The following is an 18,969-nucleotide window of genomic DNA, read 5'->3' on the forward strand; positions in this document are numbered from 1 at the left end:
GTACCCGGCGCCCGCGTCCGGCAGCCGTGGGCCGTGGCCACGAAGGGCTCAGGAAGCGGTTCAGGACCGGTAAGGCCGGCCGGGCCCGTCGGAGGCCAGTCGGCAGCACGGCTACAGGAAGAGGTTCGCGAAGCCCGCCCGAAGCGGCGACGCGGATGCTACGCGGAGGGCTTTGCGGGGATACCCATGTGGACCCGGTCCCCTCACGATGAGGAGCAGCGTATGGCCATGGACGCTCCCGCCGGGTTGCTCTACTTGCTGAGCGTTGGCAAGGAAAAGGAACTGATTCTCCGCGTGCACGGCACGATGCCCGCAGTCGAGAGACTCGTCAGCTGGATGGAGCAGGGCACTGTGGTGTCCCTACAGATTTCCCACGAGGGCGAGCAGGATACGTTCACCTACGTGGTCAACTTCAGGCACGTGGTGGCAGCCCGCTTCGCTCCCTACGCGACGACACGAATCAGCAGCTTCTGAGCCGTCGCGTAGAGCCTTGTGCGGTGCTCGGCCCCCGTCTCCGGGTCACTGGCTCGTTCGCGGCCGCGCCTGTTGTGTGGCGAGGGCTTGCCGCCTGCGTCGCGGATCGAGGGCCTTCGGCTACGCCAGCATCGGGATGGTGCGGTCCAGGCCGTTCACGTGCAGTAACCGAGACATGTACGGACGGGGTGTGCTCAGGGAGAGGGTGATCCCCATCGTCTTGGCGCGGCGCTGGATGCCGACCAGGACGCCCAGCCCGCAGGCGTCGCATGCCGCCACACCCGACAGGTCGAGAATGAGCAGGCTCCTGCTGTAGCGCAGGACGTTCAGCAGATCCTCGCGCAGGTCGGGACTGGTGAAGATGTCGATCTCACCGGACAGCCGGATGGTCGTCGGAACCGACGGGTCGGCTCTGCCAAGTGGCGCGGGGTCACGGATGGCGATGGAATGCTCCGGTCGGCAACGAGACGGGTCCTCTGGCGGCAGGCTTGGCAGGTGGGCGTCCGATCGGCGGTTTCGGCATCCGCGGAGCAGGTCCGCCGGCAGCGTAGTGATGTGCACTCCCTTGTTCTCCCCGTCCGCATCCCGTGTACCGATGGCGTGGTGGGCTGCGGTGGTGAGGAGGTCGACCGGGAGCGGGCCGCACGTGCCCTGACTGGCGAGCATGAGCGCCGCCCCGGCGGGACCGTCCGCGGTGTATGGCGGGACGACCAGCAGGATGACAGGCTCAGCCTCCGCGAATGTCAGGGTGACGAGGCGAGGATCGGCACTGTGGAACCAGCCCACTTTGACCTGGCGTCCGCCGGCCTGGACACGGTGGGGGATGTGGTCCCACGCGTCGACGTGCACGCCGACGCGCAGCGTCGTCAGGCCCAGTCGCTGGTCGACGGCGGCGATGAGACCCGGTAGCTCCACCGTGGCGTCACGGGAATGCGGCCACCACGCCCCGTCCACGGTGCCCCTCAGGCCAAGGACGGGAGCCAACCGTAGCCGAACGTCGGAGCCGATGACGGGTGCTGTGCCGGCAGGGGGGCTGGACGGTGTGATGGAAGGAGAGAGCAGCGTCGGTGTCATGATCGCCTGGCCTGTCTTGGTCCTCGAAAGGACCGCGTCCTGATATTTCGCCGTGGGCGACGCCGACCTGAGTGCCAACGCACGAGAAGTCCTCGGTGTTTAGATATTACCTCCTGGTTTTCTGAAATGGCGCCATTTTGAAAAGTAAAATGCCCGTGACTTTCAGAGCCGTGCAGGCGCGGGTGCACGGGTCGGGAACCATCCGGAACTCCATGAAAGAGATCTCACGGGCTTAGGCCACTCGCCGGAGCGACCTCACTGACGGGTGCCTCCAGGTTCATCGCTGGGTGCGACGTCGCGCCCCTCACCCGTATCGGGCCGGCTCCCGATCTCTACCCTGCCGCCGCTGTCCCGTCCGGACGGTGCCCGCCGAACGAGCTGGCGGAGACTGTCCCGCCGCGCTGGCCGGCACCCCGCCTGCCCTGACCGATTTCGGGCGCGGATGCCCGGCGGCAGTCTCTTTTCCTGATTAGATTACGCTGCCGGAAATTCGCGGGTTCGCACAACCTGGAAGCGTGAGAGATCCGGTGGTGGCCTAGGGGGCGGCGATGGGCAATTGGAGGATGAAACAGGCGCCGCCGAGCGGGGAGGGTTCGACCCAGACGGTTCCGTGGTGGGCCTTTGCTATATCGCGGGTGATGGCCAGGCCGAGGCCGGTGCCGGGACCGCCCCGCTGGGAAATGGTTTTGAGCTGGTACATCCTGTCGAAGATGCGTTCCCTGTCCTTCTCCGGCACGCCGGGGCCATCGTCGGACACCGCCAGTAGCGCACTGCCGTCGCTGCGGCCGACGTGGACCTGCACCTGCTGGGCGGCGTGGTGCTGTGCGTTGTCCAGCAGATTGGTGATGATCTGGCAGATCCGCGTGCGCATGGCTGTGACCAGGACACCGGGAGCGCAGATGACTTCGATCGAGATGGGGTCGTTCCGGTCTGCGACCTCCTGCCTGACCAGTTCACACAGGTCGACCCGTTCCCAGTCGGCTTGGGCCGCGCGGGAACGGGCGATCAGAAGAAGTGCTGTAGCCAGCGCATCCAGTCGATCCACTCCATGTAGTACCGCCTCCAGCACTCGGGGGTAGTCCGCTTCGCCGGGACGGGCAGTCGCTTCTTCCACCGTGACGCGTATCCCGGCCAACGGGGAGCGGATCTCGTGGGCGATGTTGGAGGCGAACTGCCGCTCACGGTCCAGCATGTCCAAACTCGCATTGATGTTGTCGACCAGCTGCGTTACTTCCTGCGGGTCATGTCGCTGAGCAATTTGGGCGTGTTCATCGCTGATGTTGATGTCGGCGAGGTCACCGGAGATAGCCCGCACGCGTCGCAGCAGCCGGCGGACCAGCACCCGGCCCGCGACCGCGGCGGCCAGCATCAGGACGAGGTTCCACCACCGCTTGTGAGAACTGGTGCCTCTCGCTGGACCGGCGCGCTCCAGCCGCTCACTCAGGAATGATCTGCCCATCAGATGCCCCTCACGAACCATCCCGCTGTGTAGGCTCCCTACCCTCCGATCAGCCGCTTACCTCGATCAATTGCCGGCAAGTGGGCCGATACGCGGGGACCTCGTCGCGTACGTCGTGCTCGGCGCACGACCTGACCGCCGCCCGCACCGCAGATCGGATCGTCGCGCGGTGGCTCCGCTGCTGGCTGGAGCTGCAGCACGGACTGCGGCCCAGCACCCGCAAATCCTACGCCGATCACGTGCGGCTGCACCTCATCCCACATCTGGGCCGGGTCGAACTCACCGAACTGACGGGCCGCGACATCGCACGGATGTTCACCGTCCTGGCGAGGCACCGTAACCGGTACGGAGCACCGATCGCGTCCTCCACCGGATCCGAGCGACGCTACGCGCCGCGTTGCACGCTGCGGTCCGTGAGGGGCTGATCGAATCCAATCCGGCACGCATGATCCGGCTGCCCGCCCCCGGACGGCCGTATCCGCAGGTGTGGACCGACCGGTGGGTCGCTGCCTGGCGGAGTGAGGGGCAGCGTCGTGCGGTGGCGGTGTGGACCGCCGACCGACTCGCCCACTTTCTCGCCTTTGCGCGAGGGGACCGGCTGTATCCGCTGTGGCAGCTGATCGCGCTGCGTGGGCTGCGCCGCGGTGAGGCGATCGGGCTGCGCTGGGTAGATCTCGATCTGGACCGGCGGGAGCTCACCGTGAGCCGGCAGTTGGTCCACGTCGACGGGCAATTGATCGAGTGCCCCCGAAAAGTGCAGCCAGCCGTCGGGTCATCGCGCTGGACAGCGAGACGGTCCGACTGCTGCGCCGCTACGAGCAGGCCCAGAGGCGACACCTGGGCGATGCGTGGCTCGAGTCAGGGCCGATCTTCGCCCGGCCCGACGGATCTCCGCTGCGGCCGGACTATCTCAGCGTCCGATTCCGCGAATGGGTGCACGCCAGCGGGCTGCCACCGATCCGTTACACGACCTGCGCCATGGCACCGCAAGTCTTGCCCTGGCCACAGGGGCGGATCTGCGGGTGGTGCAGGGCACGCTCGGGCACGGCAGCATCGTCGTGACCTCCGACATCTACACCTCCGTGTTGCCGGAGGTGTATCACCGGTCCGCGCAGGCCATCGCGAGGCTGGTCATGGCCAGGGCTCGCGCGACCGCCCGGGAGGCCCGGAAGATCGCGGCCTGGCCGCATGACGCAGGTATGCCCCATACGTGTCTCACGATCAGTAGGAGGCTTCACGGTTCGAGGTAAAATCCCAGGTCGCAGCGGTGGGGCGCCAGGGACTCGAACCCTGAACCGACGGATTAGAAGTTGGTCAAGCGATCGCGGCGATATCGCCGTCATCGAAGTAGATTGACTGGTGGAGTCGGCCTCCGAGGGCGGCCGCGTAGCGGGCGAGGATGTCCTGGCCGGAGATCTTGCCCTGTTCGATTTGGGAGATACGCCCCTTGGTGACCCCCATGCGCTCGGCCACCTGCTGCTGAGTCAGGCCACGGCTACGGCGGATCTCCGCCAGCCGATGCCCCTGGACCTCGGCCAGAAGCTCCCGCTTACCGGCTTCGACCGCTTCCTCTCCGCCGGCCCGCTCGACATGCTCCGCCCGGATATCCTTCCAGCGAACGTACCCGCTCATCTGCCCTCCTCCTGCTGAGCGCGCTCCTTGAGATAGACCTCAAACCGGTGCTCGGCCAGCGGAATGGCCTCCTCGTACCAGCTTTTCCACCGCCCGGCCTTCGGCGAGCGCGTCGATTGCCTGCACCACCCTGGTGTGGGTGGCGTCGTCGAGTTGCTCGATCCATTCGCGGACCTCGGTCACGACGTAGACGTCCCATTCCTCTCCGGCCACCCATGAAGTATAGCAATAGGTATACCCCGAGGATCCATGAGGTCGTGTCCTGTCTCTGCATTGCCGTGAGCAGGCCCGGCGGCTCCGGCGATCGTTCTGACGGCTGCCGACACCAGCGCGGGCTTGAGCGCACCACCTGCGGTGACCGCACGTTCGCTCCCCGCCCAGGATGCCAGAGCACGAGCGGCGGCGAACACGGCACCATCAATCGGCATCGTGCGGGTCGGCGCCGACACGCCGGCGGGCTGGATAGATGGTCAAAGGCCACGCCGCTGGAGTTCCGCCATGAAGTTGCGCTTGCGCTTGTGGGTGATGCGCAGCCGCTCCACATAGGCGCGTCCGTCGGTCTCGCGACCGAGCCGGTCGTAGAGCTTTGTGATTTGTACGGCCAAGCCGGCAGCCTCGGCGTAGGCGTCGTTCTTCATCAGCGAGATCTCGCTCTCGGCCAGGCGCTCATAGACGGGAATCGCCTCGGCGGGGTGAGTCTCCGCCCGCAATCGAGCCAGCCGCAACCACTGGCCGTCGACGGCGCCGAACTCCACCGCCGCCTGCCACGCCTCCTCGTTGCTGTTCTCCCATAACAGCACGTCCACGAGCATCGAGGGTGACTGCCATCCGGGCAGACCACGCCGCGCCGTGCTCGCGTCATAACGGAGTAACCCCAGCGCCCAGGCGCGCAGTTCCGGCCAGCGGTCCGGCGTCGCCACCGCGTGCAGCGCCTGGTAGACCGCGAGGCATCGGTCGCGTTCGAACTGGGCACGGCGCAGTGCCAACGCCTCATCGCCATGACCTGCGGCGGCATGGGCGGTGGCGGCGAAATCAGCCAGGCGTCGATCGTAGGTGCCGTCGGCGGCGGCCAGGCCCCGTTCGGCCCACTCCAGCGCCTCCCGGTCGCGGCCCGCCTCGGTCAGCACACCGACGATGGCCGGGTAGTCAGGACGGCTTCCGCGAGCGAGCACTGTTACCAGGAGGTCGATGTCTCCCCGCGCCCTGGCGTACTCGCGCATCAGCGCGTCCGTACGCCAGTCCGTGCGGCGCGAGCGCTTCTCCCAGATCCGCCGCAACTGGTCGCCATAGGCGGCCACCCCCACCTCGCCGAGCGCGTCCGCGTAGTCGTCGATCGACAGTTCGGGCACGTCGGCATCGCCAAGCTGGCGCTCCAGCAGCCATGAGGCCAGCGTCAGGGGATCGCCGCCGGTGGCGGCGCAGGCAGCGGCATGGACCACGACCAGCGCCCGGCTCGACTCGCCGATCTGGCCGTCTGAGTCGTCAAAGAACTCGTAGTTCTCCGCCACCCGTTCCATGGCCCGCTGGGCCAGGGAGGCCACGGCGGCGCCCTGCCCAGCCTGACGCAGCCGTTCCAGTTCTTCGGCGATGCCGCCGATGGTGTTCGCGTAGTCCCAGCCGCCGTCCCAGTCGACATGACCACGGACCCGGAGTGCGCGGTCGATCCGCTTGCGTAGATCCTGTGCGTCGGCCGCTCCGACCGGATCGCCAGCGGCACGCGCCTCCAGCCGGCGTCGGATGTTCCGGTCGCCTTCGGCCAGCTCCATCAGCAGTGCGACGAGTTCCTGTGCGTCGAGCGACGTCAGATAGGAACGCAGATCGAGCCGGTCGGGCACGGCCTCGCCGTGTTCCCGCCGGAACAGGTAGACCAGGCCGACCGCGACGCAGTGCTTGCAGAAGTTGCCCTCCTGCCCCCACGGGCAATCGCACACACCGTCCAGGCCACGACGGCCGACGGTCAACTCCACCTCGTACGGCTCCGTGCCGTACACGGTCGCGAAGATTTTTCCGCCGTCGACCTGGAGGTCATCGACGTCGTCGACGTAATCGACACCGCGGTCATAGGACTTGACTCCCGCCAGAGCCCGCAGGCCGTCCTTGGTGAACGCGGTCATGGTCTACCTGCCGGACAGCTGGTCAGACACGCGCCGTGCCCGTTCCGGAAACTCCGCGCCGATCTCCCGGGCGAAGTCGAGGAACTGTGTGTGACCTGGCAGTTCATTCAGGCAGTCGCGAATCAGGGTACGCGCCGTGTCGTTCTCGCCGCGTCGGCGGGCGAGTCGCGCACGCAGGTAGCGCAGTTCGGGACCGGCCAGCGCCGGGTGCGTCGCCAGCCTCTCCAGCCGATCGTCGGCCTCGGCGTCGGCCAGCCGGTCCAGCACCATCAGGTGCCAGCCGGCCAGATTCCTGGCCCGCTCTCCGCGTTCGAAGCCCGTGTCCCGCCACGGCGCCCGTCTCTCGGCGCCACCCCCGGCCAGCCGATCCAGCGCGGCGAGATACCGGTCGGTGAAATCCAGCCACGCATCGATTCCGCGCAGCAGCCGTGCCAGCACGTCGGCCAGCGCGGTCTCCTTATCAGCCGTCGGCCCGTCCCCACGCCGGGTCCACCCGTACGCCCGCTCCCAGCGGATCAACTGTGGCGCTGCCCGCTCGGCGAATCCGGAGAAGCCGTACAGGTCGAGATAGGTGGCCCAAAGCAACGCCACCGCGTCCGAGACAACGAAACGCGCGGCTGCCATCGGGTCGTCGGAGCGGAAGTAGTCATAGTCACATGTCTCATCGGCCAGGTCGATCAGCAGTTCCAGCGCCTGCCCCCGGTGGCCGCGTCCGCCGCCAGCGCCTTCTTGGCGTCCTCGGTCAGCCGGTTGAACGTGAAACGCCACCGGGTCCGCTCCTTGGGGGAGACACGCCGATCACCGGCCATGTAGGCGCCGGCCCGGGCGAGTTCCACGAACCGCCGTGCGTCGTCCAGCACCGACTGGGCGTCCACCGTCTGCGTGGCGCTCTTGGCCGCACGCTTGTGCCCATCTGGTGTCAGCTCTGCCTCGATCCGCTCCCTCAGCTGAGCGGATCCGCGCCAGTACAGCGTCCAGAGCGTCTTCTTCAAGCGCTCCTCGTCGAGTGGAGCCAGCGTGGCATAGAACTGCTCGCGATTCATCCGCTGCACGGCAAAGATCGTAGCCCGAGGTGGTGACCAGCACCTGGCGGTGCAGAACGTCAGCAGGCGGCGCCGGAGCGCCTCCGAACGCCGGCGGACAGAGGGGAAAGGCCCATCGGCGTGATACCGCCGCTCCGCAAGGTCTGCATGAGCCGGGATACGAGACGACTCATCCTGAGACAAGGCCATGTATCGGACCGTCAGAATATGGAACGCCGTGTCGGGTTATCCACTTCCGACATCGGTACGTGGCCGGAGGGCACGGGCCCGCAGCGCCGCCTGCGCGGCGGCGCGCCCGGCGTCGGTGAGGCGGTCACCGGGATCATCCAGGCTGCGCTGCCGGTGCAACAGGCCGAGCAGATCCAGGCGGCGGTGGATCGCGCCCATGAGCCAGCCGACGCTTTCCACGGAGATGGGCGTTCCGCTGGCCGGGTCATGCCAGCCCTCGCCGGCCATGACTTCGGCGACGGCGGCGCGCCGCTCGAAATAGCCGTTGGGAGCCTCGGTGAGGTGCAGCATCAAGACGGCCTCCGCCGCGGCGCCCTCGGCGGGATCGGACGGGATCAGGGCGGCCGTCACGACCGACCACAGGGCGGCCGTATCGGCGCCGACCAGGCGTTTCCCCGCCGGAGTGAGGACCAGGGTGCGCTTGCTGCGCCGGACGGCGCCGAGCTGCCGGACAAACTCTCGCAATGTCCAGGCTTCGGGGATGTCACATTCGGAGCGCGGTCTTCCGGTCAGCGTGAGCCAGTCGAACCGCTGGCAGCCTTCGGTGACGACGGCCCTGGCCAGGGTGTGGTTGGCGGTGAGCGGGATGCCGCCGTCGGTGGCCGCCAGGGTCAGCAGCCAGCGGACCGGTGCCAGCCGTGCCTCCGCGTCTTCGGGAACCGGCGCCGGTGACACGATCCGCGAGGTGATCGTCTTCGTGAGGCGGGCGCGGGCCGCGCCACGAGAGGTGGCCCAGCATTCCATGCGTTCGGAGTGGATGCGTTCCAGCCGGCTCTGCTCGCCCACGGCGGAAGGAGAGGTGAGGAACTCGCCGGTGATCCGCTCGGCGTCTGCGCGCCATCCGCGGGCGCCGGGAGCGAAGTCACCCGCCGCGATCGCCATCTCCAGATGGACCGCCGTCGCCAGGAAGGCATCGTTTTCCTGGAGGCCCATCACGCGCCCCCAGGTCAGAACCCCTTCGACATCGGGCGGCTGTACGCCGGAGGCGTTCATGGCCTTCTCCAGCGCCTTGAACCCGGCGTCGCGGCCCTGGTGCCAGGCGGTCAGGACCTGCATGGTCGTCTCGGAGACGCAGACGGCGGCGTACCGGGGCATCTCCAGCAGGTCGAACAACGCACCGAGCGTGGCGGCGAGCTGCTGGTGTTCGGCCAAGTCGGTCCACCACTTGGTCGGCAGCAGATACCACAGCCAGTACTGGAGCCCGTACAGGGTGACAGTCTCGACCCCTTCCCCGAAGGTCAGCGAATCGAACGCGGCGCGCGCCTGACCGGCCTCCTCCGGGTTGCGACGGGCCAGCTCGGCGAGAGCGTTCTCCACCTTGTCGTCCCCGATCCTGCCCACCCTCCCCTCCTTCTCATCCTCCGGGACGGGCCTGTGCCATCTGGGGCTATCCGCATGGCTGATTTCCGAAGCCTCTCACGGCATCGACGTCATAACTGCGTTCGGCCCGCTCGCGCGTGGCGAAGTGGTCAAGCACCCTCGATGCGATTTGACGCGGTCCACGTCGTTTCCTTCTTCGGGAGGAAGGTGATGGCGATGCGTGAGAGCCATCCAGTGGTTTACAAGCGGTGCGGGTGCACCAGCCGGAGCGGCCGGTGTCCGAGGCTGCTCGAGGACGGGCACGGCTCGTGGTACTTCGCGGTGCAGATCCGGGGCCTGTCGGGACACCGGGAGCGTGTCCGGCGAGGAGGCTATGCCAGCGCGGGCGAAGCCGAACAGGCCGGGCGGCAGTTGGTCGCCGCCGAGCAGGGCGGGCCGATCGGGGCGGGGTGCACGGTGGCCCAGTGGCTGCGGTACTGGCTGGCGACCGATCAGGGGATCCGGCTGAGGACGCGTCAGGGGTACGCGGATCACGTCCGGCTGCACCTGGCCCCGGCGCTGGGGCGAATCATGCTGTCGGAACTGTCTCATTGCGATGTACGGCGCATGTTCGCTGCCTTGGCCGGGCACCGGAACCGGTACGGCAGACCACTGGCGACCGCGACACTGGAGCGGATCCGTGCCACGCTGCGGGCCGCCCTGAACGAGGCCGTCCGGGAAGGCCTGATCGACAGCAATCCCGCCCGAACTCTACGGTTGCCCGCCGCGCCTCGTCCGAGGGCGCAGGTGTGGACCGACCGGCGGGTGGCTGCGTGGAAGGCCACCGGCGAAAGGCCCACGGTGGCAGTCTGGACGATTCCGCAGCTGGTGGCCTTCCTGGACGGTGTCCGCGAGGATCCGCTGTACCCGCTGTGGTGGCTGGCTGCGCTTCGCGGACTTCGCCGGGGCGAAATGGCCGGCCTGCGCTGGGTGGATCTCAGCCTGGAGACGGCCGAACTCGCCGTGGTCCAGCAGTTGGTGCACGTCAGAGGGAAACTGGTCTCGTTCCCGCCGAAGAGCGCGGCCAGCAGGCGCACGGTCGCGCTGGATCCGCAGACGGTGCGGCTGCTACTCCGTCATGAACGCGACCGGCGGGCGGAGAAGACACGTCGCGGGGAGGCCTGGGACGACACGGCGCACGTTTTCACCCGTACCGACGGCAGTCCGGTGGCGCCGGACTACCTGACCTACCGGTTCCATAGGCTGGTGCAGAGGAGCGGGCTGCCGCCGGTGCGGTTCCACGACCTGCGGCATGGTGCGGTCACGCTGGCGCTGGCCGCACACGTGGATCTGCCGGTGGTTCAGGACCAGGTCGGCCACGCCAGCATCGTGTTGACCGCCGACACCTACACCTCGGTGCTGCCGGAGCTGCACCACCGGGCGGCCGGCGCGACGGCGCGGCTGGTGCTGTCAGCAGCGCGCGGGACCGCTCGGAAGGTGCGCAGGGGACGATGCGGCTGGATGACCCAGGTGTGACCCACCCGTGTCCCAGGCCATGATCGGGCGATCTCCGGTCGAGGCGAACGCCCAGGTCAGAGGTGGTGGGGCGCCAGGGACTCGAACCCTGAACCGACGGATTAAAAGTCCGCAGCTCTGCCATTGAGCTAGCACCCCTTGGTCATGTCCTCCGGCCTCCCGCGTCGCGGTGTGATCCGGCAGGACACTCCCCAAGATGCAGGGTACAGACAGTACCGCGTACATGGCGACGTCATTGTCCCTGATCGCCCCATCAGGGATCGCGGCCGGGTCAGCGGAAGGCGTCGAGGCCGGTGAGCGCCTTGCCCAGCGTCAGCAGATGCACCTCCTGGGTGCCCTCGTACGTGAGCACGGACTCCAGGTTCGTCATGTGCCGGATGACCGGATACTCCAGCGTGACGCCGTTGGCCCCGAGCACCGTACGCGCCTCGCGGGCGATGTCCAGGGCGGCCCTGACGTTGGCCAGCTTGCCGAAGCTCACCTGGTGCGGCTTCAACGAACCCGCGTCCTTGAGGCGGCCCAGGTGGAGGGCGGTGAGTCCGGCCTGGCCGAGCGCGACGGCCATCCAGGCGAGTTTCTCCTGGGTGAGCTGGAAGCCGCCGATCGGCTTGCCGAACTGCACGCGGGTGGTCGCGTAGTCCACGGCCGCCTCCAGGCAGGCCCGGCCCGCGCCGACTACGCCCCACAGGATGCCGTACCTCGCCTCGGTGAGGCACGAGAGCGGGCCCTTCAGGCCCGTCACGTCCGGCAGGACCGCGGACGCGGGCAGCCGTACGTCGTCGAAGTACAGCGAGGACGTGACCGAGGCGCGCAGCGAGAGCTTGCGGTGGATCTCGGCGGCGGAGAACCCGGGCGCCGAAGTGGGCACGACGAAGCCGCGGATGCCCTGGTCGGTGCGGGCCCAGACCACCGCCACGTCGGCGACCGAGCCGTTCGTGATCCACATCTTGGCGCCGTTCAGGATCCAGTCGCCGGACGGGTCCTGCCTGGCCGTGGTCCGCATGCCGGCCGGGTCGGAGCCGTGGTCGGGCTCGGTGAGGCCGAAGCAGCCGATGGCCTCCCCGGACGCCAGCCGGGGCAGCCACTCCTCCTTCTGCTCCTCCGAGCCGTACTTCCAGATGGGGAACATGGCCAGCGACCCCTGCACGGACACGAACGACCGCAGGCCGGAGTCGCCCGCCTCCAGCTCCCGGCAGGCCACGCCGTACGAGACCGCGTCGAGCCCGGCGCAGCCGTACCCCTCCAGGTGCATCCCGAGCAGGCCGAGGGAGCCCAGGGCCGGGGCGAGCTCGCGGGCGGGGAAGACGCCCCGCTCGAACCACTCGCCGACGTACGGGAGGACCTTGTCGGAGACCACGTCCCTGACGGCGTCCCTGATCAGGCGATGCTCGGGGTCGAGCTGGTCGTCGAGGTCCAGGAGGTCGTCCATGACGGTCAGGCTATAGGGGCCGCTTCGGGGTAGGGCCAGGGGGAATCCCGATGTGCGCTCGCACCCCCAAAAGGCATTGTGGAGGCATGAACGAGATGAACACCAACGGTTCGGTCAAGCAGCTCCACCGCACTCGAAACGGCAGGATCGTCGCCGGCGTGTGCTCGGGCGTGTCGGAGTACACCGGCATCGACGCCAACATCCTGCGCCTCGCCCTCGCCGTGGCGAGCTTCTTCGGCGGCCTCGGCTTCGGCGTCTACGCCGTCGCGTGGCTCCTGCTCCCCGAGGAGGGCAAGCCCACCTCCATCGTCCAGGACCTGATCAACAAGAACAAGGACGGCCACGTCTGGCACGACGCCAAGGCCAAGTGGGACACCGTCCAGCAGGGCTGGCAGCAGAAGCAGTCCCAGCCCACCTACACCGGCACCGGGAGCTACGAGCAGCACCCGTACGGCCGGCCGTCCACCGACGGTCCGCAGAACCAGGGCGGCCAGGGCACGCCGCAGGCCTGATCCTCAGGCGGCGGCCCGGACCTTGGCGATGATCTCCGTACGCGACTCGGTCCAGAGCACGGCGAGCACCGCCGCGGCGCACAGCCCGGCGATCCCCGCCAGCGTCACGACCGGCTCTGGACCGAGCCGCTGGGCCGCGGCGCCCCCGATGAGGATGCCGGTGCCCTGGGCGGCCATCAGCGCTGACTGCACCAGCCCGAACGCGGCGGCCCGCCCGGACGGCGGCACGCACTGCACGAAGGCCGCATTGGCCGCGAGCTGGTACGCCCCGCCGACGCCGGACAGCACCCACAGGGCCAGCACGCCCTCCAGCGGCGGCCGTACGACGCACACCACGAGCGGCGCGCAGGTCAGCATGGCCAGCCAGCCCATTCCCCGCAGCCGGCCCGCCGGCGTGACGAACCGCCCGAAGACGAAGGCCCCGAGCACGGTCCCCGTCGGCATCGCCGCCATCAGCAGGCCCGTGATCACCGCCACCGGCAGCCGCCCGTCGGCCAGCGTCGCGGCGTACGGCGCGGCGATCCCCTCCGGCAGCACGTAGAACCCGCACAGCAGGGCGAACAGCACGAGCGTGCGCAACCGCCGCTCCCCGAAGACCAGCCGGGCGCCGGTGCACGTCATCCGCCACACGGACGGCCGTTCACCGTCCTCCCGCTCGGGCGCCGGACGGCGGCGCACCCCCGCGAAGATCACCAGCGCCGACCCGAGGAACGTCGCGCAGTCCAGCGCCAGCGCGCGGTACGGCCCCAGCACGGCGATCGCGGCGCCCCCGGCGGCGAACCCGAGCATCTGCACGGCCTGGTTCGTCATGTTCTGCAGCGCCGACCCCACGACGTACCGGTCGCCCTCCAGCACCTCGGGCAGCAGCGCCGCGCGGGCGGCGGAGAACGGCGCGCCGAGCAGGACGACGCAGAAGACCAGCGCGCACAGCACGGGGAACGGCGTCGCCGGAACGGCCATCGCGGCCATCGTCAGGGCACGCAGCAGATCGCACCAGAGCATCACCCGCCTGCGCGGATACCGGTCGGCGAGCCCGGCCAGCAGGGGGCCGCCCAGGATGGGCGGCAGATAGGTCAGCGCGTAGACCGACGCCGTGGCCAGGGGCGACGCCGTACGGCTGTAGACGAGCACGGCGAGCGCCACCTGGGCGAGCTGGTCACCCAGCAGCGACATGCCCTGACCGAGCCACAGGGACCGGAACTCGGGGATCGCGGCGACCTCGCGGTAGGTGACGCGGGTCGCGGGAGGACGGCGGTGCCGGCCGGACAGCCTGCCGGGTTCGGTGGCCGCCATCTCACTCCGCGGGAATCGCCCCGCCGGCGACGGCCGCCGGTGCTCGCCGCGGTCGAAGAATCTGACAGTGCGTGGTCGCCATGTCACTTACAGTGCCCGGCGGGCACGCCTTTTGCAAGCGATAGGTCATCCCCAGGCCAGGAGCCTGGGGTCACCACCCGAGTTCGTGCAACCGGTCGTCGTCGATGCCGAAGTGGTGGGCGATCTCGTGGACGACGGTGACCCGGACCTCCTCGACCACGTCCTCCTCGGTCTCGCAGATCTCCAGGGTCGGGTTGCGGTAGATCTCGATCCGGTCCGGGAGCACCCCCGAGTACCAGTCGCCCCGCTCGGTCAGCGGAATGCCGGTGTAGAGCCCGAGGAGCCCCGGCTCGGGCGGGTCGTCGACCACCACGACCACGACGTTGTCCATCACCTTCGCCAGGTCCGCGGGGATGGTGTCCAGCGCCTCGGCCACGAGTTCCTCGAACCTTCTCAGCGGGACGTCGATCACCGTCCCATCGTTTCACCGCGCGGTGGCCGTGCGGTAGCGGCGTACGGCGAGCGGCGCGAACACCGCGATGATCAGAACCGACCAGCAGACGGCGGCCGTCACCGGGTGCCGGAGCGGCCAGGACGCGGCGGCGGAGCCCGGGTTGCCGAACAGCTCGCGGGCGGCCGAGACGACCGCGCTCATCGGGTTCCAGTCCGCGACGGCCCGCAGCCAGCCCGGCAGCCCCTCCAGCGGCACGAACGCGTTGGCCAGGAAGGTCATCGGGAGCACCCAGGAGAAGGTCAGCCCGTCCGCCTGCGCCCCGCTCCTCGCGAACAGCCCGAGGTACGTGCCCACCCACATCATCGCGAACCCGAACAGGGCGAGCAGCGCGAACCCGGCCAGCACCCGGAACGGGTTCCCGTGCGGACGCCATCCGGCGATGACCAGGCCGGTGACCGCCATCATGGCGAGCGACAGCATGGCGCGGGACAGGTCGGCGAGCCCGCGCCCGGCCAGTACGGCGCCGCGCGCGATGGGCTGGGTGCGGAGGCGGTCGATGACGCCGCGCGCCATGTCCTCGGCGACCGCGGTCGCGGCCGACACCGTGCCCATCGCCATGACCTGCATGAAGATGCCGGGCATCAGGTAGTTCCGGTAGTCGCCCCCGCCGGGCAGCGTGATCGCGCTGCCGAAGACGTACCCGAACAGGACGGTCATGATGACCGGGAAGACCAGCACGCTCGCGAGCTCGGCGGGCTGGGCGCGCAACCGGGAGTAACTGCGCCCGGCGAGCACGAGCGTGTCGGTGATGCCCGAGCGCAGCCGTCCGAGAGCGGTGGCCGGGGGATCCATGGGGACGGTCATGCCGCGTCCGCTCCCGTCAGCCGCAGGAACACCTCGTCGAGCGTCGGGCGGCGCAGGCCCAGGTCCTCCACGGCGATGCCGGCGGCGTTCAGGGCGGAGGCCACCGCGACCAGCGAGGCGGCCCCGTCCGGAACGGGTACGGCGAGCCGCCGCTCGCCGGGGTCGATCTCCATGCCGGCCGCGACGCGAACTCCGGCGCCGTTCCCGGAGCCGGCGAAAGAGCTGGCCAAGGAGGCCGCTGGGGGGCCCGCTCCGGGACCTGCTCCGGGTCCCGGGCCTGTTCCCGGGCCCGCTCCGGGGCCTGTTGCGGGGCCTGCTCCGGGGCTGCCGGGGAGCGTCCCGCGGATCACCTCGGCCCCGCGCGTCAGGTCCGCCGCCTCGCGGAAGGCCACGTACAGCCGGTCTCCGCCCACCCTCGCCTTGAGCGCGGCCGGTGAGCCGGACGCGACGACCCGCCCGGCGTCGAGGACCACGATCCGGTCCGCCAGGCGGTCGGCCTCGTCCAGGTACTGGGTCGTGAGCAGCAGCGTCGTGCCCTCGTCCGCCAGTTCGCGCAGCAGGTCCCACAGGGCCAGCCGGCTCCTGGGGTCGAGGCCGGTGGTCGGCTCGTCGAGGAAGAGCACGGGCGGTTCGACGACGAGGCTCGCCGCCAGGTCCAACCGGCGCCGCATGCCGCCGGAGTACGTCCCGGCCGACCGGTCCGCCGCCTCGGCCAGGCCGAAGCGTTCCAGCAGTTCCCCGGCCCTGCTCCGGGCCGTACGGCGGGGCAGGTGGCGGAGCCGGCCGAACAGCTCCAGGTTGCCGCGCCCGGTGAGCAGCTCGTCCACGGCCGCGTGCTGCCCGGCCAGGCCGATGCGGTAGCGGAGCCGATCGGCGTCCCGGACCACGTCGCATCCGGCCACCCGGGCCGAGCCGCCGTCTGGGCGCAGCAGCGTCGTGAGGATGCGCACGAGGGTCGTCTTGCCCGCGCCGTTGGGGCCCAGCAGCCCGCAGACCGAGCCGCGCGGCACGTCGAGGTCGACGCCCCGCAACGCCTCGGCGGGCCCGTACCTCTTGCGCAGTCCTTCCGCATGGATCACGGTCGTCTCCTTAACGCCGTTAAATTTAACAACGTTAAGCATGAATCGAACGTCGTTAAGCTGTCAACCGTGGCACTCGAACGCGGCACGATCGTCAGCACCGCGCTGCGGTTGCTGGACGAGGTGGGGCTGGAGAAGCTGACCCTGCGCAGGCTGGCCGCCGAGCTGGGCGTACAGGCCCCCGCGCTCTACTGGCACTTCCGGAGCAAGCAGGAGCTTCTGGACGAGATGGCCGACGCCATCGCCGTACAGGAGGCGCCCTCACTGCGGCCGCTCGCGGAGGGCGAGTCGTGGGAGGAGTGGCTGGCGGAGTGGTTCCGCGGCCGGCGCCGCGTCTTCAGGTCGCACCGGGACACCGTCCGCCTCACCGCGGGCACCCACCCCGGTGCCGAGACCCTGCGCACCGCCGAGACGATTCTGGAGTCGCTGGTGCGGGCCGGATTCACGCCCAGGGACGCGATGTGGGGGATCGGCACGCTCGGGAACTTCCTCGGCGGGTTCGTGCTGGAGGAGCAGGCCGACCAGGAGAGAGGCCTGGTCGGACAGGATAAGTTCGAGGAGGCGCTCGAGGCGCTCGCGCCGTACCCCCACCTGCGTGCGGTGATGGCCGACACCGGCGCGCCGCAGAGCGACGCGGCCTTCGAGCACGGCCTGGCGTTGATTCTGGCCGGGATGAGGACGCGTATCGAGGCGACGCGGGGTATGCACAAAAACGATGGAGATCTCTAGGGTGCGGGCCTTTGCCCGGAAGGCGGCCGGCAGCCGGACCGCCGCCGTTCTCGCGGTCGTGCTGGCGGCGGTGGTCGGCGGCTGGCTCGGGCTGGCGCTCGGGGCCAAGGTGGACACGCCGGTCGGCCCCGCCGACATCGGCATGTCCATCTCCCCGTCGCTGCGCGGGGAGACCGTCGTCGACGTACGGCCTCTCGGCACGCTCAACTTCAACACCCACGACGCTCCGGTACGGCTCGGCCTGACGATCGAGGCGGTCCACCCGGACGTGGCCGAGGACATCATCAAGAACCCCCGGTGGGCCGACCGGCTCCCGACGACCATCGAGACCGACGTGATCGAAGGGCTGCGCCGGCTCGCCGTACGCGCGGCCCTGTTCGCCGTCGCCGCGGGGTTCGTCACGGGCCTGGTCGTCTTCCGGCGCCTGTCGCGCGCGGCCTGGACCGCGGGAGGCTCCCTGGTCATGGTGGCAGTCCTCGGGGGCGTGTCGGCGCTGACGTTCAATCCCCGCTCGATCGCCGAGCCCCGGTACACCGGGCTGCTCACCGGCGTGCCGTCCCTGATCGGCAGCGCCGAGTCGATCGTGACCAAGTTCTCCGAGTATCGCGGCCAGCTCGCCAAGCTGGTGACGAACGTCTCCCAGCTGTACGAGGCCGGCTCGAATCTGCCGATCTTCGACCCCGACCCGGACACGATCAGGGTGCTGCACGTCTCCGACCTGCACATCAACCCGATCGGCTGGAACGTCATCAAGTCGCTGAAGGACCAGTTCAAGGTGCAGTTCGTCGTCGACACCGGCGACATCAGCGACCACGGCACCAAGCCGGAGAACGAGTTCGTCAAGGAGATCGGCTCGCTCGGGGTGCCGTACGTCTACGTGCGGGGCAACCACGACTCCAAGAGCACCCAGGACGCGGTCGCCAAGCAGAAGAACGCGATCGTGCTCGACGGCAACGCCGTCACGGTCAACGGGCTGACCGTCTACGGCCTCGGCGACCCGAGGTTCACCCCCGACAAGGCCGTCCAGGTGGACGGCGACTCCAGCGAGAGTCTGCTCGACCTCGGCAAGACCAACGCCCTGAAGCTGGCGCCCCGCGACTGGTCGCGGTCGAAGTCCACCTCCGCCCCCGACCGGATCCCCGCCGACATCGTGGCCGTCCACGACCCCACCGTGGGCCGCGGTTTCTCCGGGTACGTCCCCCTGGTGCTGAGCGGCCACGTCCACGCGCGGTCCACCCAGCTGATGCCCACGGGCACCCGGCTGATGATCCAGGGCTCCACGGGCGGCGCCGGCCTGCGCGGCCTGGAGCACGACGAGCCGACTCCGCTCACCGCCTCGGTGCTCTACTTCAACAAGAAGAGCCACCGGCTGGAGGCCTGGGACGACATCACCGTCGGTGGCCTCGGCGAGCAGTGGATCCAGTGCCAGCGTCGTATCGAGCCGGACCCGGGCCGTACAATTTTCCCGGAGTCGCAGCAGGCGCCGTCCCCGACGGCAAGCGGCGGCGGCTCCCCGTCGCCAACCGCTTTGGCATCGGGGGCAAACGTCCCCTATGCTTCAGAGGTCTCCGACGGAAGGCGTCACGGAACAGGGCGAAAGCCTTGAGCCCCCATCGTCTAGCGGCCTAGGACACCGCCCTTTCAAGGCGGCGGCACGGGTTCGAATCCCGTTGGGGGCACGTGGAGCGCGTCGAGCGCACCGGAAGACGGAAGGTCGGAAGACCTACCG

20 protein-coding genes and 2 tRNA genes are annotated in these 18,969 nt (G+C 69.4%); 8 read left to right on the forward strand and 14 right to left on the reverse strand.

Annotated elements, in window-relative coordinates:
- The first annotated feature begins 222 nt into the window (after positions 1-222).
- On the forward strand, positions 223-474 hold the full coding sequence (locus tag HHX37_RS27860; RefSeq protein WP_182887365.1) for a hypothetical protein: 252 nt from the start codon (positions 223-225) through the stop codon (positions 472-474).
- A 120-nt stretch (positions 475-594) separates the two neighbouring features.
- Here HHX37_RS27860 and HHX37_RS27865 read toward each other — a convergent pair whose 3' ends face one another.
- Together HHX37_RS27865 and HHX37_RS27870 are read right to left on the reverse strand one after the other, a co-directional pair.
- Complete coding sequence (locus HHX37_RS27865) at positions 595-1,548, reverse strand: STAS domain-containing protein (RefSeq protein WP_259406820.1); 954 nt, start codon at positions 1,546-1,548, stop codon at positions 595-597.
- 535 nt (positions 1,549-2,083) lie between these two features.
- Complete coding sequence (locus tag HHX37_RS27870) at positions 2,084-2,917, reverse strand: sensor histidine kinase (protein ID WP_182887366.1); 834 nt, start codon at positions 2,915-2,917, stop codon at positions 2,084-2,086.
- A gap of 170 nt (positions 2,918-3,087) precedes the next feature.
- Here HHX37_RS27870 and HHX37_RS27875 point away from each other — a divergent pair, with 170 nt between their 5' ends.
- Both HHX37_RS27875 and HHX37_RS27880 read left to right on the forward strand, forming a co-directional pair.
- The gene (locus HHX37_RS27875) at positions 3,088-3,432 is read left to right on the forward strand and encodes a hypothetical protein (RefSeq protein WP_182883977.1); all 345 of its coding nucleotides are present in this window, start codon (positions 3,088-3,090) and stop codon (positions 3,430-3,432) included.
- 504 nt (positions 3,433-3,936) lie between these two features.
- Positions 3,937-4,257 (forward strand): tyrosine-type recombinase/integrase, encoded by a 321-nt coding sequence (locus HHX37_RS27880; protein ID WP_182887367.1) that lies wholly within the window; start codon positions 3,937-3,939, stop codon positions 4,255-4,257.
- A gap of 64 nt (positions 4,258-4,321) precedes the next feature.
- On the opposite strand, the gene HHX37_RS27885 is transcribed toward HHX37_RS27880, so the two are convergent.
- From HHX37_RS27885 to HHX37_RS27905, 6 genes are all read right to left on the reverse strand, one after another.
- A complete protein-coding gene (locus HHX37_RS27885) occupies positions 4,322-4,639 on the reverse strand; it encodes a helix-turn-helix domain-containing protein (protein WP_182887368.1) in 318 nt (105 codons plus the stop codon).
- 39 nt (positions 4,640-4,678) lie between these two features.
- On the reverse strand, positions 4,679-4,852 hold the full coding sequence (locus HHX37_RS27890; RefSeq protein WP_220503214.1) for a hypothetical protein: 174 nt from the start codon (positions 4,850-4,852) through the stop codon (positions 4,679-4,681).
- Positions 4,853-5,109: 257 nt separating this feature from the next.
- A complete protein-coding gene (locus HHX37_RS27895; protein ID WP_182887369.1) occupies positions 5,110-6,753 on the reverse strand; it encodes an SWIM zinc finger family protein in 1,644 nt (547 codons plus the stop codon).
- Positions 6,754-6,756: 3 nt separating this feature from the next.
- On the reverse strand, positions 6,757-7,521 hold the full coding sequence (locus HHX37_RS27900; protein WP_220503215.1) for a hypothetical protein: 765 nt from the start codon (positions 7,519-7,521) through the stop codon (positions 6,757-6,759).
- Complete coding sequence (locus HHX37_RS35935; RefSeq protein WP_220503216.1) at positions 7,431-7,805, reverse strand: hypothetical protein; 375 nt, start codon at positions 7,803-7,805, stop codon at positions 7,431-7,433. Before HHX37_RS35935 ends, HHX37_RS27900 begins: the two co-directional genes overlap by 91 nt.
- Before the next feature lie 216 nt (positions 7,806-8,021).
- A complete protein-coding gene (locus tag HHX37_RS27905; RefSeq protein ID WP_182887370.1) occupies positions 8,022-9,365 on the reverse strand; it encodes a hypothetical protein in 1,344 nt (447 codons plus the stop codon).
- Between the two features lie 141 nt (positions 9,366-9,506).
- Between HHX37_RS27905 and HHX37_RS27910 the strand changes: the two genes are divergently transcribed.
- On the forward strand, positions 9,507-10,859 hold the full coding sequence (locus tag HHX37_RS27910; protein ID WP_182887371.1) for a tyrosine-type recombinase/integrase: 1,353 nt from the start codon (positions 9,507-9,509) through the stop codon (positions 10,857-10,859).
- Positions 10,860-10,922: 63 nt separating this feature from the next.
- Here the strand turns inward: HHX37_RS27910 and HHX37_RS27915 are convergent.
- Positions 10,923-10,997 (reverse strand) — tRNA-Lys (locus HHX37_RS27915).
- Positions 10,998-11,130: 133 nt separating this feature from the next.
- On the reverse strand, positions 11,131-12,288 hold the full coding sequence (locus HHX37_RS27920; protein ID WP_182875003.1) for an acyl-CoA dehydrogenase family protein: 1,158 nt from the start codon (positions 12,286-12,288) through the stop codon (positions 11,131-11,133).
- Positions 12,289-12,374: 86 nt separating this feature from the next.
- Here HHX37_RS27920 and HHX37_RS27925 point away from each other — a divergent pair, with 86 nt between their 5' ends.
- Positions 12,375-12,800, forward strand: a complete 426-nt coding sequence (locus tag HHX37_RS27925) for a PspC domain-containing protein (protein ID WP_111699114.1) — start codon at positions 12,375-12,377, stop codon at positions 12,798-12,800.
- Between the two features lie 3 nt (positions 12,801-12,803).
- On the opposite strand, the gene HHX37_RS27930 is transcribed toward HHX37_RS27925, so the two are convergent.
- The 4 genes from HHX37_RS27930 to HHX37_RS27945 form a co-directional block, all read right to left on the reverse strand.
- The gene (locus HHX37_RS27930) at positions 12,804-14,093 is read right to left on the reverse strand and encodes an MFS transporter (RefSeq protein ID WP_182883979.1); all 1,290 of its coding nucleotides are present in this window, start codon (positions 14,091-14,093) and stop codon (positions 12,804-12,806) included.
- 151 nt (positions 14,094-14,244) lie between these two features.
- Positions 14,245-14,586, reverse strand: a complete 342-nt coding sequence (locus HHX37_RS27935) for a metallopeptidase family protein (RefSeq protein WP_182883980.1) — start codon at positions 14,584-14,586, stop codon at positions 14,245-14,247.
- Between the two features lie 12 nt (positions 14,587-14,598).
- Positions 14,599-15,432 carry an ABC transporter permease gene (locus HHX37_RS27940; protein ID WP_259404185.1) on the reverse strand — a complete coding sequence of 278 codons (834 nt, stop codon included), beginning with the start codon at positions 15,430-15,432 and terminating at the stop codon, positions 14,599-14,601.
- The gene (locus HHX37_RS27945) at positions 15,429-16,553 is read right to left on the reverse strand and encodes an ATP-binding cassette domain-containing protein (RefSeq protein ID WP_259406821.1); all 1,125 of its coding nucleotides are present in this window, start codon (positions 16,551-16,553) and stop codon (positions 15,429-15,431) included. Before HHX37_RS27945 ends, HHX37_RS27940 begins: the two co-directional genes overlap by 4 nt.
- Before the next feature lie 27 nt (positions 16,554-16,580).
- On the opposite strand from HHX37_RS27945, the gene HHX37_RS27950 reads away from it, so the two are divergent.
- The 3 genes from HHX37_RS27950 (at position 16,581) to HHX37_RS27960 (ending at position 18,919) form a co-directional block, all read left to right on the forward strand.
- On the forward strand, positions 16,581-17,240 hold the full coding sequence (locus HHX37_RS27950) for a TetR/AcrR family transcriptional regulator C-terminal domain-containing protein (RefSeq protein ID WP_244302098.1): 660 nt from the start codon (positions 16,581-16,583) through the stop codon (positions 17,238-17,240).
- Positions 17,227-18,846 carry a metallophosphoesterase family protein gene (locus HHX37_RS27955; RefSeq protein WP_182874999.1) on the forward strand — a complete coding sequence of 540 codons (1,620 nt, stop codon included), beginning with the start codon at positions 17,227-17,229 and terminating at the stop codon, positions 18,844-18,846. Before HHX37_RS27950 ends, HHX37_RS27955 begins: the two co-directional genes overlap by 14 nt.
- Positions 18,847-18,919: transfer RNA gene (locus tag HHX37_RS27960), tRNA-Glu, on the forward strand.
- Positions 18,920-18,969 lie beyond the last annotated feature (50 nt).

Origin of the sequence: Microbispora sp. H10885, from assembly GCF_014161415.1 — a bacterium.
In the GTDB taxonomy this organism is placed as follows: domain Bacteria; phylum Actinomycetota; class Actinomycetes; order Streptosporangiales; family Streptosporangiaceae; genus Microbispora; species Microbispora triticiradicis.

Bases quoted from the DNA above. Each gene is read 5' to 3' on its own strand.
- HHX37_RS27945 (WP_259406821.1), bottom strand. From the start codon at position 16,553: ATGCTTAACGTTGTTAAATTTAACGGCGTTAAGGAGACGACCGTGATC.
- HHX37_RS27940 (WP_259404185.1), bottom strand. From the start codon at position 15,432: ATGACCGTCCCCATGGATCCCCCGGCCACCGCTCTCGGACGGCTGCGC.
- HHX37_RS27925 (WP_111699114.1), top strand. From the start codon at position 12,375: ATGAACGAGATGAACACCAACGGTTCGGTCAAGCAGCTCCACCGCACT.
- HHX37_RS27865 (WP_259406820.1), bottom strand. From the start codon at position 1,548: ATGACACCGACGCTGCTCTCTCCTTCCATCACACCGTCCAGCCCCCCT.
- HHX37_RS27860 (WP_182887365.1), top strand. From the start codon at position 223: ATGGCCATGGACGCTCCCGCCGGGTTGCTCTACTTGCTGAGCGTTGGC.
- HHX37_RS27920 (WP_182875003.1), bottom strand. From the start codon at position 12,288: ATGGACGACCTCCTGGACCTCGACGACCAGCTCGACCCCGAGCATCGC.
- HHX37_RS27955 (WP_182874999.1), top strand. From the start codon at position 17,227: ATGGAGATCTCTAGGGTGCGGGCCTTTGCCCGGAAGGCGGCCGGCAGC.
- HHX37_RS27885 (WP_182887368.1), bottom strand. From the start codon at position 4,639: ATGAGCGGGTACGTTCGCTGGAAGGATATCCGGGCGGAGCATGTCGAG.
- HHX37_RS27870 (WP_182887366.1), bottom strand. From the start codon at position 2,917: ATGCTGGCCGCCGCGGTCGCGGGCCGGGTGCTGGTCCGCCGGCTGCTG.
- HHX37_RS27880 (WP_182887367.1), top strand. From the start codon at position 3,937: ATGGGTGCACGCCAGCGGGCTGCCACCGATCCGTTACACGACCTGCGC.
- HHX37_RS27910 (WP_182887371.1), top strand. From the start codon at position 9,507: ATGCGATTTGACGCGGTCCACGTCGTTTCCTTCTTCGGGAGGAAGGTG.
- HHX37_RS27895 (WP_182887369.1), bottom strand. From the start codon at position 6,753: ATGACCGCGTTCACCAAGGACGGCCTGCGGGCTCTGGCGGGAGTCAAG.
- HHX37_RS27930 (WP_182883979.1), bottom strand. From the start codon at position 14,093: ATGGCGGCCACCGAACCCGGCAGGCTGTCCGGCCGGCACCGCCGTCCT.